Here is a 10,477-nt window from a genome sequence, read left to right as displayed (position 1 = left end):
ACAGCCGGAAGGTGATGAAGCACGAAGCCTCGGCCGAAGTGCTGATCGACATCAACAAGGCCATCATGCGCGGGTTGCGCGGCGAGGGGGATCTGCCATGACCGGCCTCGTCTTGAAACTCGGCCCCCATGAACGGGTCCTGATCAACGGGGCCGTCATCGAAAATGGCGACCGCCGGTCGCGCCTCGCCATCATGACTCCCAACGCCCATATCCTTCGGCTCAGGGATGCCATCGCACCCGATGAGGTGAACACGCCCGTGCGGCGCGTCTGCTACATCGCGCAACTGGTTTTGTCTGGCGACGTGGAGGCCGAAGATGCGCGCCTGCAATTGCTGCGCGGCGTCGAACAGCTGAGCCAGGTTCTCACGGATCACGACAGCCGCATTCAGCTCTCGCTTGCCACGCGGGCCATCATGGATGACCAGCACTATCAGGCACTGAAGGCTTTGCGCTGCCTGCTTCCGCGCGAAGAGCGCCTCTTCGGGGCGCGCCCCTCATGACCTACTCAGTCACGCTGCCGCTTTCCGGCTATGCAGGTTGGAATTTTCTGAAGCGCACGCAAGAAAAGCAGCAGGCCTTGCTGTCTCAGAATACCGTGCAGCAGCGTGACGAGGCCTATTTCCGAGAAAAAATTGGCAGCATCGACACTGCCGAAGAATTGGTTGCCGACCGCCGGTTGCTGGGGGTTGCCTTGGGCGCCTTTGGCCTCGAAAGCGACATCAACAACAAGTTCTTCATCCGAAAAGTGCTGGAAAGCAGTGCGCTCGAGCCAAAATCTCTCGCCAACAAGCTTTCGGACAAGCGCTATAAGGAAATGGCCGAAGCGTTTGGCTTTGGCACCTTTGCTACGCCCAACACGAAGCTCTCCACCTTTGCAGACGACATGCTGAGCAAATATCGCCAGCAGACGTTTGAAACCTCGGTTGGCGAGGCCAATGGCAGCCTTCGGATCGCACTTTACGCCGAGCGGTCCCTTCCAGAGCTTGCGGCAAAAAATCAAAGCCAGGCAACAAAGTGGTATACTGTCATCGGTTCTGAACCGCTTCGGACGATGTTCCAGACGGTGTTCAACCTTCCGACTGCGTTCGGCACCTTGGATGTGGACCAGCAGGTTGTGACGCTGCAAAAAAAGGCCAAGGCCATGTTCGGTTCGGCGAGCGTGGATCAATTCTCCGATCCCGCAGCTATGCAAAAGCTCCTGCGGAACTACATCGTCCGCGCCGAGATTGCCAATGGCAGCACTTCCAGCACGTCCAAAGGCGCCTCGGCCCTACAGATCTTGCAGTCTGCGCAAAGCCTCTCGATTCGCCTCTAGGGCAAGCTCAGGCAGGCGGAAAGGCGACGAAAGCTGGCAGGGATTCCCTCCGGAGCATCTTCGGCAAGAAATGCGTCCAATGCGGGCCAAAGCTTGATGGCGCGATCCGTCACAGGGTCCGATCCAACTGCATAAAGACCGGCCTGGATCATCATTTCTGCCCGGTCATAGGCCCCCAAAAGACGGCGCGTTTCGGAAATCATGCCGTTCTCGGCATCATTTGCGGCCTCTGGCAAGCTGCGCGATACAGAGCGCAACAGATCAATCGCCGGAAATCTTCCCCGCTCTGCGATACGGCGATCCATGACCACATGCCCGTCCAGAACCCCCCGCAGAATATCGGCGATCGGCTCCTCCATATCCGAACCTGCAACAAGAACCGAGAAGACGGCAGTAATGTCGCCCCGGCCCTCGGGACCGGGGCCCGCACGCTCGGCCAAAGACATGATCAAATGAGAGGTGGACGGTGGAAAACCGCGCAGGTTGCCCTCCTCCCCTGCGGCCAAGGCGACCTCTCGATGCGCTTCGGCAAAACGGGTGATGGAATCGGCCAGCAACAGGACATGCTGCCCCTGATCGCGAAAATGCTCGGCCACAGCCATTGCCGTCCAGGCGCAGCGGCGGCGCGCAAGCGGCGACTGGTCAGAGGTCGCAGTCACCACCACCGAACGCGCCATGCCCTGCGGTCCGAGAACCCGTTCCGTGAACTCCCGCAACTCGCGGCCCCGCTCGCCGATCAGGGCGATGACCACCACATCGGCCTCAACCCCGCGCGCAAACTTTGCCAGAAGCGAGGATTTTCCGACGCCCGACCCCGCGAACAGGCCAATACGTTGGCCTCGCACCAGCGGCAGCAAGGTATCAAAAACCGCCGTGCCGGTGGCCAGCCGCCCGCCAAGCCGCCGCCGACGTGCCGCAGCGGGTGCGGCAGCGCGCAGGGGCCGCTCCATCCTGCCCCGGAAAATCGGGCGGCCGTCCAGCGGCCGACCATAAGGATCAATGATGCGACCGATCCAATTGTCATCGGGCGCGATATTCGCGTGGCCCAGCACCTCGACTGCATCGCCAATGGCCGCGCCTTCCGGCGGCTGGTCGGGCAGCACCGAGATCTGATCGCGCGCAATGCGCACCACTTCTCCACCAATCACCGCGCTTCGGGTGCGAATCAGCACCCGGTCCCCCAACACCACATCCCCGGACAATCCACCCACGTGAATGGCCCCACGACCCAGTTCCTCTACCCGCCCGACGCGGGCCGCGATGCGGATCGCATCAATTTCCGCCTGCAAACCGTCAAAAATCTTGGTCATGGGATTCTCCCTCACTGCGCTGCTTACCCTTTCTAAAGGAATCACCCTTAAGCCTTGGTGAAGGTGATCGAGGGAGAAGCCCCGATGTTTGAAAAACTTGAAATCGTCAGAATGGCGCAAGCGATGGCCGCCCATGCCGGTGCCCGGCAGGCCGAAATCTCGCGCAATATCGCCAATGCGGACACGCCCGGCTATCGGGCGCAAGACCTGAAACCCTTCGGGTCCGTCTATGAGGACGGCCCCGACGGGATGCGGGCCACCCGTGCGGGGCATCTGGGACAGGCCGCGCAGGATGGGTTCGAGACCGCCGAGCGTGTGGTGTCGGGTACTGCCACCCCGAACGGAAATTCGGTCTCGTTGGAAGCCGAGATGGTGAAAGCGGTCGAGGTGCGTCAGCAGCATGAAATGGCGCTGGCGATCTATCGCAATACCTCCAGCATCCTGCGCAGCAGCCTTGGCCGTGGGAGGTAACCATGTCTGATCTTGGCACCTCGCTTTCTCTTGCCGCCTCGGGCATGCAGGCCCAGGCCAACCGCCTGCGCCATGTTTCAGAAAATATCGCCAATGCCGATACGCCCGGCTATCACCGCAAGACAATTTCCTTTCAAGAGCTTGCGGATGGAACCGGCGTCGAGACAGGGCCAGTGAGGCTGGACCGCAAGGCGCTGACCCGCATTTACGACCCCGGCCACCCGCTGGCCGACGAGACGGGTCACTATGATGGATCGAATGTCGATCTGGTGACCGAAGTGGCTGACGCACGCGAAGCGCAGCGCAGCTATGAAGCCAACCTCCGGATGTTCGATCAGGCCCGCCAAATGGCCCAAAGCCTGTTCGATATTCTGCGCAAATAAGGAGATCCAGAATGGATATGCGCACCAATCTCGCCACCCAGACCTATGCCACCGCCCGAAATGCGGCGGCACCGCAGCCCGGAACCGGGCAAAATCAGGAAAACGGGTTCATCGCCGCGGCAGAAGACTTCGCGAGCGTTCTGGCAACCGGAGAGGAAACGGCCCGCGCCGCCATGATGGGCGGCGCGGACCCTCACGCGCTGGTGCAGGCCTTGGCCGCCAGCGAAACCGCCGTCGAAACTGTGGTGACGGTGCGCGACAAGGTGGTGGAGGCCTATCAGGAAATCCTGCGGATGCCGGTATGACCACCGATCTGATCTATGATTTCCTGCGCCAGGCTTTGTGGATCGCCGTAAAGATTTCTGCCCCCTTGCTGATCGTGGCTTTGGTGGCAGGGGTGGTGATCGGGCTCTTTCAGGCCCTCACTTCGGTGCAGGAAATGACGCTGACCTTCGTTCCAAAGGTCGCAGCCATGCTGATCATGTTCTGGGTCAGCATGAGTTTCATGACTGCAACCCTGGTCGGGTTCTTCCAGAACCAGATCATTCCCCAGATTTCGGGAGGCTGAGATGGATGCCGCCGGCTATACCGCCCTGACCCGCCAATCCGGCCTGATGCGAGAGATGCAGGCGATTGCCAACAACATCGCCAATGCCTCGACCAGCGGCTTCCGGCGTGAAGGCGTGATTTTCTCCGAACATGTCAGCCGCCTGGAGGATAGTCCCTCCCTGTCGATGGCGCGCGCCTCGGCCCGCAATATCGATCTGAGCCAGGGGGAGCTGAGCGAAACCGGTGGCAGCTTCGATTTTGCCGTGCAGGGCGAGGGGTTCTTTCTGGTCGAAACCCCGCGCGGCAATCGCCTGACCCGCATGGGCAGCTTCACGCCTTCCGCTGAAGGCGAGCTGGTCAATCCTGATGGCTATCGGCTGCTGGATCAGGGCGGCACGCCGGTTTTCGTGCCCCCCGATGCGGGTAAGGTTTCGATGGCCAAGGATGGCACGCTTTCCGCCAATGGCGAGCCGCTCGCGCGGATCGGGCTCTGGCAACCGCAAGACCCGACCGGGTTGATCCACGAAGGCGGCACGCTTTTTGCCGCCAATGGCGGCGAGGTTCCGATGGAGGGGGGCGTCATCCTGCAAGGCCAGATCGAGGGCAGCAATGTGAACGCCCTTTCGGAAATTTCACGCATGATCGACGTGCAGCGCGCCTATGAGCTTGGGCAGTCTTTCATGGAACGCGAAGACAACCGGATGCGCACCGTCATCCAGACTCTCGGACGCTGAGGAGGCGACGATGAAAGCACTTCAGATCGCAGCCAGCGGCATGGCCGCGCAACAAATGCGCGTCGATGTCGTTTCGAACAATCTCGCGAACATGTCGACCACCGGCTACAATGCCCGCCGGGCCGAATTTGCCGACCTGCATTATCAACAAATTGCACGGCCAGGCACAATTTCGGCGGAAGATGGCTCCATGCTGCCCACTGGCGTGCAGCTGGGCCTCGGCGTGCGCCCCGCCGCCGTGTCGGTTGTGCTGGCGCAAGGGCCGCTCAGCCAGACCGGCGGCGACCTGGATGTGGCCATCGAGGGGCGCGGCTATCTGGAGATCACACTGCCCTCCGGCACATCGGCCTATACCCGGGATGGCGGGCTGAAACGCACTGCCGATGGGCTGATTGTCACCTCGGAAGGCTATCAGGTAGCGCCCGGCGTCACGATCCCCTCCGACGCCCGTGGCGTGACGATCAATGCGGATGGCGAGGTCTATGCGCATTTCCTGGATCAGGTGCAGCCACAGCTTCTGGGGCAGCTGAGCCTTGCAGGTTTCACCAATGAAAAGGGTCTGGAGGCAATCGGCGGCAATATGTTCCTCGAGACTGCGGCCTCTGGCCCCGCGCTGGTCGGCTCGCCCGGACAGGATGGCCTCGGCACCCTGCGGCAAGGCTATCTGGAGGAAAGCTCGGTCGATTCCGTGCGTGAGATCACGGAACTGATCAAAGCCCAGCGTGGATATGAGCTTAACGCCAAGGTGATCTCGGCGGCGGATGAAATGCTGGCTGCCACCACGCAGGTGCGCTGATGTGGCGGGCGCTCATCTTTCTGGCGCTTGCGGCTCCGGCCGGGGCCGAGACGCTGGTGCCGACCCGCACGATCCGGGCACAGGACATTCTCGCGCCCGAAGATCTGACGGTGATTGCCCGCAACACGCCTGGTGCCTTGACCGACCCGCTGGAGGCCATCGGGCTGGAGGCGCGCAGCACCCTTTATGCCAACCGGCCCATTCGCCCCGCCGACATTGGCGCCCCCGCGCTGATCGACCGCAACCAGATTGTTCCGCTGAATTACGTGACCGGCGGCCTGCGCATCCTGACCGAAGGGCGCGCCTTGGCCCGGGGTGGCGTGGGCGATGTGATCCGCGTGATGAACCTGTCGTCGCGCACAACCGTTTCTGGCCGCATTGCCGCCGATGGCACAGTGCATGTCGGCCTCGCACCCTGAAGGACCATGATGCGCCGCCTTTTGCTCTCCTCCCTCTGCCTGCTTGCGGCTTGCGGTCGGCTTGAATCTGTCGGCAAGGCCCCGGATTTCACCCCGATCGAAGGCAGCTATCAGCATCATTCCATGTATGCGACCCCGCTGCCCGATGACATTCCCGCAGAAACGCCAACCGATGCCTCATCGCTTTGGACAGCAGACCGGGCCTCCCTGTTTGGCGAACGCCGTGCCCAGCGTCGCGGCGATATTCTGACGGTCGTGATCGAGATTGATGACAGCGCCGAGATTTCCAACTCCACCGGCCGGACGCGGGCTGGCAGCGACACGATGGGCATGCCCTCGCTGTTTGGCATTCCCGAGCGGTTGAACGAAAAACTGCCCGAGGGCGCCAGCATGGATGAGGCCGTGAACACCTCTTCCGCCTCCAGCTATCGCGGCAACGGCAGTGTGTCGCGCAATGAGAAGCTGGAGCTGCGCGTCGCCGCAACCGTCGTCGAGGAGTTGCCGAATGGCGTGTTGCGGATCGAAGGCCAGCAGGAGGTCCGGGTGAACTTCGAGCTGCGGGAGTTGATCGTTTCGGGCTATGTGCGCCCGGTCGACATCTCGCGCCAAAACGAGATCACCTATGACAAGATCGCCGGCGCGCGCATTTCCTATGGCGGTCGCGGGCAGATCACGGATGTGCAGCAACCGCGCTACGGTCAGCAGATCACCGATGTCCTCCTGCCGTTCTGAGGTGCCATGAAACGCTTTCTTTTGCCTCTCCTTCTGATCCTCCTCGGGGCCGGTGGCGGCATCGGCGCCGGGCTGTTCCTGCGCCCGCCCCCCGCGCCTGCGGCCGAAGGCGAAGAGGCCCATGCCGAGGTCAAGGAAGAGCCTCTGCCGCCGGAAGAGCAGCCGGAATATGTGAAGATGAGCAATCAGTTCATCATTCCGCTGCTGACCGATGGCAAGATTGACTCGATCATCGTCATGGCGCTGAGCCTGGAGGCCAAACCCGGCAGCGCGGATGCCATCTATGCGGTCGAACCGAAGCTGCGTGACACCTTCCTCCAGATTTTGTTCGACCATGCAAATTCCGGCGGTTTCCGCGGCTCCTTCACCGAAAGCACCGCGCTGACCCGGCTGCGCGAGCAATTGCTGGAGGCGGCGGAGAAAATCATGCCGGAGGTCATCACCGATGTGCTGATCACAGATATCGGGCGACAGGACAGCTGAGCCAGGGGGCCTTCGGGCCCCCTTACTTTTTGCCGTTGCGCAGCTTGTCCAGCACTTCGGCCCGACCAAAGGCCAGACGCGCCGCATCGCGGCGCTTTTCGCATTCCGCCAATTGCGCGGCAAGCAGGCGCGACAGCTCTCGCCTGCGCTGGTCGGCCCAGCTTCGATAGGCCAATTCAGCCCGCGCTGCGGCGACCGCCGGCACGGAATCGGTGCCGGGTTGATCAAGCCCCGCGATCAGCCGCTCGGTTGTGGCCTTGCGTTCCGCTGCCAACCGCAGAAGCTCCAGCCGCTGGTCGCGGACCAACGCCGCCAGCTCTGCCAATTTGCCGATCTGCTTGCGATCCGTCATCTGCGTCGCTCCCGCGCTTTCTGCCGCATCGCCTCCGCAAAGCGGATGGCAGCGGCGACAGCCTTGTAATGCCCCCGTTCGATCTCATCGCCGATCTTCACCGCCGCATGCAGGGCACGAGCGGTCGGGGGGTCGCTGTGAATCGGCACGGCGGCCAGATTGGCACGCTCGCGTATCCGGGCGGCAACCTCGTCAACGCCCTTGGCAACACAGATCGGCGCCCGGCCGGATTTGCGATCCCATTTCAGGGCAACCGCGTAATGCGTCGGGTTGACGATCACCACATCGGCAGTCGGCACATCCTGCAACATGCGGTTCATGGCATAATCCTGACCGCGCTGGCGCCGCTGCGACTTCACATGCGGGTCGCCCTCGGACTCCTTATGCTCATCCTGAACTTCCTGACGCGACATCCGCGCCTGATGCCGATGGCGCAAGATCTGCCAAAGGTAATCCATCCCGCCCAGCACGATGGCGATCACCAGCACCACAACCAGAAAATCGCGCAACAGGCCAAACAGCACCGCCATGGCGCCAACCGGCTGCAAGGCAAGCGTGCCAATGACCGTATCCAGATGGCGCAGAAGGAAAATACCCAGAACGCCCGAGATCAGGACAAGCTTGAGAAAGCTTTTGAGGAATTCAAACAGGCCATTGGCCCCGAATTTGTTGGCGGCATTGGCAACGGGGGATATGCGCGACAATTTCGGGGCAAGATTCTTGGGCGTGATCAGCCAGGCCCGTTGCACCGTTACCATCGCCACAACCGCCAGCGCGGGCATGAGCAGGAAAATCGCCACAGGTGCCAGCACCGGAATGAGCAGGAAGGGCAAATGCGGGCGTCCGGTCGCGGACAGTGCGGTGGCATGCCCGTCTGCATCGGCCAGAATTGCCGTCAGCGCCGCACCGCCTTGCGTCAGCGCCCAGAGGCCGGGGCCCGTGATCGCCAGCAAAAGCCCGCCATAGGCCGCCGCCGAGTAAAGATCCTGGGATCGGGCAATCTGCCCGTCCTTGCGCATGTCATCCAGTTTCTTCTGGCTGGCCTCATGCTGCTTGTCGCTGTCATCCCCGCTCATGGCAGGCCCCGCAACGGGCTGGCCAGAAACGTGTCCAAGGCCGTGAGCCAGATTTGCAGCATCAGGGGCGAGGCAATCGCGAACAGGGCGATCCCGCCAAGGGTGATGGCCGGAGCGCCGACCATTGAGACCATCAACTGCGGCATGGCGCGGTTGATGATGCCAATGGCCACGTTATAGAGGAACGAGGCAATCACGAAGGGCGCAGAAAGCGCGAAACCGAGCGTGAACATGCGCGAAACCTGCGCAATACCCCAGCGCGCCAGATCCGGCGCAGGCAAGCCATCGCCGGGGGGCAGCAGCTCATATGACAGGATCATCAGTTCCGCCGCACGCACATGCAGCCCGGCACTGACCGCCACTGCCAGCGCGGCGAGGGTCAGAAAGTTGCCGACCACCGGCTGCGGGTCGCCCGTGGCGCCAAAAAGTTGCGACAGCGAAATGGATTGCGCGATGATGGCGCCCGCAGTCTGCAAGGCAAAGATGAACATCCGCAAGCCGAGCCCCAGCATGAGGCCGATGGCCGCCTCGCCGATCAGGTGCAGGACCGTAAATTTCGGGTCTACCGGCGGAATGGCCGGACCCACAATCATCGTAAAGCACAGGGCAATCGCAAGTTTCACCCGCGCGGGCACCGAGCTTTCGCCAAAGGCGGGCAGCAGGCTGACCGTCGCCGCAACCCGGACGAACACGAACAGGAAGGCCAGCATTGCGGGTTCGCTCAGCTGGGCCAATTCTGTCAGCCGGGTCAGAAGGTCGGTCACGCCGGGACGACTCCGATCATGGCGGGCCGCGCCTCCAGGCCGATTTCGTCATAAGACAGCACCGGCGTTGGCAGCCCCTTGGCGCCCAGAACGGTGCGCAGGAAGCGGCGGCGGGCGGTGGAGGTCACCAGAGCCGCATTGGTTCCGGTCTCGGCGGCCCGGTTGATACGCTCGGCCAAAGCATTGGCCAGCTTGCCGAATTGCTCGGGTGGTAGGGCAACGTCGCGCTGGCCACGGTCACTTTCGACCTGATAGGTGGTGAAGGTTTTCTCCCATTCGGGGGCCAGTTGCAGCAGGGGGATCGTGCCATCCTCGCGCTTCAGATCGGCAACGATCTGGAAGCCGAGCCGCTGGCGCACATGTTCGCAGACGGCCTCGGGCGAGGGGAGGCCACGCGCTTCGGCAATCGCCTCCAGCACCAGCGGCAGATTGCGGATGGAGACCCGCTCCTCCAGCAGCAGTTTCAGCACGGTCAGCAGCATGTCGATCGGCACCCGATCCGGGATCAGCTCGTCCAGCAGGCGCTTGTTGGCAGTGGCGCGCGCCGGATCGCTGACATTGCCGAATTCATCCAGCAGAAGACGCAGGTTTTTCAGCGTCAGCAGACGGGCCAGATTGGCTTTCAGCACCTCAAGCATATGGGTCGCCAGCACTTCGGGCGCGGTCACCACCGTCAGGCCCGACAAGGCGGCGTCTTCCTGATCATCGGGCTGGATCCAGCGGGCGGGCGCACCATAGACCGGCTCGCGCACGTCCAGCCCTTCGGGCGCGGTCACGCCATCGCTGAGCAGAACCAGAATGCGATCGGGGATCAGGCGGTCCCGCACTCTCTCCACCCCCTGAAGGCGAATGCGATAAGTGCCATTTGGCAGCAGGGCATCATCCGTCATCCGGATTTCCGGCAAGATCAGGCCGTAGGTCATGGCGATATGGGTGCGCATGTTCTGGATGCGCACATCCAGCCCCGTCGCCGGATCCAGCACCATATCCACCAAATTTGGGGCAAATTCGATGTGGATTTCGTCGAAATCCAGCACATCGCCCATCGACTTGCGGCTGGCTGGTTCCAGCTGGGTTTCCGGCGCGCGGGG

At 62.4% G+C, this 10,477-nt stretch carries 16 protein-coding genes; 11 read left to right on the top strand and 5 right to left on the bottom strand.

The genetic code is table 11. The features are described 5' to 3' along the window. Window positions 1-97: 97 nt before the first annotated feature. Both flbT and JNN06_RS04120 read left to right on the top strand, forming a co-directional pair. Window positions 98-502 (top strand): flagellar biosynthesis repressor FlbT, encoded by a 405-nt coding sequence (gene flbT / locus JNN06_RS04125; RefSeq protein ID WP_291238330.1) that lies wholly within the window; start codon window positions 98-100, stop codon window positions 500-502. Then, window positions 499-1,317 carry a DUF1217 domain-containing protein gene (locus JNN06_RS04120; protein ID WP_291238329.1) on the top strand — a complete coding sequence of 273 codons (819 nt, stop codon included), beginning with the start codon at window positions 499-501 and terminating at the stop codon, window positions 1,315-1,317. Before flbT ends, JNN06_RS04120 begins: the two co-directional genes overlap by 4 nt. Here the strand turns inward: JNN06_RS04120 and JNN06_RS04115 are convergent. Continuing rightward, window positions 1,314-2,627 (bottom strand): FliI/YscN family ATPase, encoded by a 1,314-nt coding sequence (locus JNN06_RS04115; RefSeq protein ID WP_291238331.1) that lies wholly within the window; start codon window positions 2,625-2,627, stop codon window positions 1,314-1,316. The genes JNN06_RS04120 and JNN06_RS04115 overlap by 4 nt on opposite strands. Window positions 2,628-2,711: 84 nt before the next feature. Here JNN06_RS04115 and JNN06_RS04110 point away from each other — a divergent pair, with 84 nt between their 5' ends. The 9 genes from JNN06_RS04110 to JNN06_RS04070 are packed head-to-tail and all read left to right on the top strand — an operon-like array spanning window position 2,712 to window position 7,194. Next, a complete protein-coding gene (locus JNN06_RS04110; protein WP_291238328.1) occupies window positions 2,712-3,098 on the top strand; it encodes a FlgB family protein in 387 nt (128 codons plus the stop codon). 2 nt (window positions 3,099-3,100) lie between these two features. Continuing rightward, on the top strand, window positions 3,101-3,481 hold the full coding sequence (gene flgC, locus JNN06_RS04105; protein WP_291238327.1) for a flagellar basal body rod protein FlgC: 381 nt from the start codon (window positions 3,101-3,103) through the stop codon (window positions 3,479-3,481). A gap of 11 nt (window positions 3,482-3,492) precedes the next feature. Then, a complete protein-coding gene (gene fliE / locus JNN06_RS04100; RefSeq protein ID WP_291238326.1) occupies window positions 3,493-3,786 on the top strand; it encodes a flagellar hook-basal body complex protein FliE in 294 nt (97 codons plus the stop codon). After that, entirely contained in the window at window positions 3,783-4,049 is a 267-nt protein-coding gene (locus tag JNN06_RS04095) for a flagellar biosynthetic protein FliQ (protein WP_291238325.1), read from the top strand. The genes fliE and JNN06_RS04095 overlap by 4 nt, the downstream gene beginning before the upstream one ends. A 1-nt stretch (window position 4,050) precedes the next feature. Further along, window positions 4,051-4,764, top strand: a complete 714-nt coding sequence (locus tag JNN06_RS04090) for a flagellar hook-basal body complex protein (protein ID WP_291238324.1) — start codon at window positions 4,051-4,053, stop codon at window positions 4,762-4,764. A 10-nt stretch (window positions 4,765-4,774) separates the two neighbouring features. After that, window positions 4,775-5,560, top strand: a complete 786-nt coding sequence (flgG, locus tag JNN06_RS04085) for a flagellar basal-body rod protein FlgG (protein WP_291238323.1) — start codon at window positions 4,775-4,777, stop codon at window positions 5,558-5,560. Beyond that, window positions 5,560-5,979: a flagellar basal body P-ring formation chaperone FlgA gene (gene flgA, locus JNN06_RS04080; RefSeq protein ID WP_291238322.1), complete on the top strand. Its 420-nt coding sequence runs from the start codon at window positions 5,560-5,562 to the stop codon at window positions 5,977-5,979. Before flgG ends, flgA begins: the two co-directional genes overlap by 1 nt. A 9-nt stretch (window positions 5,980-5,988) precedes the next feature. After that, a complete protein-coding gene (flgH, locus tag JNN06_RS04075) occupies window positions 5,989-6,711 on the top strand; it encodes a flagellar basal body L-ring protein FlgH (protein WP_291238321.1) in 723 nt (240 codons plus the stop codon). Between the two features lie 6 nt (window positions 6,712-6,717). Next, window positions 6,718-7,194 (top strand): flagellar basal body-associated FliL family protein, encoded by a 477-nt coding sequence (locus JNN06_RS04070; RefSeq protein ID WP_291238320.1) that lies wholly within the window; start codon window positions 6,718-6,720, stop codon window positions 7,192-7,194. A gap of 22 nt (window positions 7,195-7,216) precedes the next feature. Here JNN06_RS04070 and JNN06_RS04065 read toward each other — a convergent pair whose 3' ends face one another. From JNN06_RS04065 to JNN06_RS04050, 4 genes are all read right to left on the bottom strand, one after another. Further along, entirely contained in the window at window positions 7,217-7,546 is a 330-nt protein-coding gene (locus tag JNN06_RS04065) for a hypothetical protein (RefSeq protein ID WP_291238319.1), read from the bottom strand. Beyond that, window positions 7,543-8,622: a flagellar type III secretion system protein FlhB gene (locus JNN06_RS04060; RefSeq protein WP_291238318.1), complete on the bottom strand. Its 1,080-nt coding sequence runs from the start codon at window positions 8,620-8,622 to the stop codon at window positions 7,543-7,545. Before JNN06_RS04060 ends, JNN06_RS04065 begins: the two co-directional genes overlap by 4 nt. After that, a complete protein-coding gene (locus JNN06_RS04055; protein WP_291238317.1) occupies window positions 8,619-9,386 on the bottom strand; it encodes a flagellar biosynthetic protein FliR in 768 nt (255 codons plus the stop codon). Before JNN06_RS04055 ends, JNN06_RS04060 begins: the two co-directional genes overlap by 4 nt. Next, window positions 9,383-10,477: FHIPEP family type III secretion protein (locus JNN06_RS04050; protein ID WP_291238316.1), on the bottom strand; the 1,095-nt coding region annotated here is incomplete at its 5' end. The genes JNN06_RS04055 and JNN06_RS04050, both read right to left, overlap by 4 nt.

This window comes from Gemmobacter sp. (assembly GCF_016792925.1).
In the GTDB taxonomy this organism is placed as follows: Bacteria; Pseudomonadota; Alphaproteobacteria; order Rhodobacterales; family Rhodobacteraceae; genus Gemmobacter.
The sequence above is the reverse complement of the archived record's forward strand: the minus strand, read 5'-3'. Positions and strand labels throughout refer to the sequence as shown.

What these genes read in the sequence shown, in the direction of transcription:
- flgC (WP_291238327.1), top strand. Translation starts at nt 3,101, where the DNA reads ATGTCTGATCTTGGCACCTCGCTTTCTCTTGCCGCCTCGGGCATGCAG.
- flgA (WP_291238322.1), top strand. Translation starts at nt 5,560, where the DNA reads ATGTGGCGGGCGCTCATCTTTCTGGCGCTTGCGGCTCCGGCCGGGGCC.
- JNN06_RS04065 (WP_291238319.1), bottom strand. Translation starts at nt 7,546, where the DNA reads ATGACGGATCGCAAGCAGATCGGCAAATTGGCAGAGCTGGCGGCGTTG.
- JNN06_RS04060 (WP_291238318.1), bottom strand. Translation starts at nt 8,622, where the DNA reads ATGAGCGGGGATGACAGCGACAAGCAGCATGAGGCCAGCCAGAAGAAA.
- JNN06_RS04090 (WP_291238324.1), top strand. Translation starts at nt 4,051, where the DNA reads ATGGATGCCGCCGGCTATACCGCCCTGACCCGCCAATCCGGCCTGATG.
- JNN06_RS04110 (WP_291238328.1), top strand. Translation starts at nt 2,712, where the DNA reads ATGTTTGAAAAACTTGAAATCGTCAGAATGGCGCAAGCGATGGCCGCC.
- flgG (WP_291238323.1), top strand. Translation starts at nt 4,775, where the DNA reads ATGAAAGCACTTCAGATCGCAGCCAGCGGCATGGCCGCGCAACAAATG.
- JNN06_RS04070 (WP_291238320.1), top strand. Translation starts at nt 6,718, where the DNA reads ATGAAACGCTTTCTTTTGCCTCTCCTTCTGATCCTCCTCGGGGCCGGT.
- flbT (WP_291238330.1), top strand. Translation starts at nt 98, where the DNA reads ATGACCGGCCTCGTCTTGAAACTCGGCCCCCATGAACGGGTCCTGATC.
- fliE (WP_291238326.1), top strand. Translation starts at nt 3,493, where the DNA reads ATGGATATGCGCACCAATCTCGCCACCCAGACCTATGCCACCGCCCGA.
- flgH (WP_291238321.1), top strand. Translation starts at nt 5,989, where the DNA reads ATGCGCCGCCTTTTGCTCTCCTCCCTCTGCCTGCTTGCGGCTTGCGGT.
- JNN06_RS04120 (WP_291238329.1), top strand. Translation starts at nt 499, where the DNA reads ATGACCTACTCAGTCACGCTGCCGCTTTCCGGCTATGCAGGTTGGAAT.
- JNN06_RS04095 (WP_291238325.1), top strand. Translation starts at nt 3,783, where the DNA reads ATGACCACCGATCTGATCTATGATTTCCTGCGCCAGGCTTTGTGGATC.
- JNN06_RS04115 (WP_291238331.1), bottom strand. Translation starts at nt 2,627, where the DNA reads ATGACCAAGATTTTTGACGGTTTGCAGGCGGAAATTGATGCGATCCGC.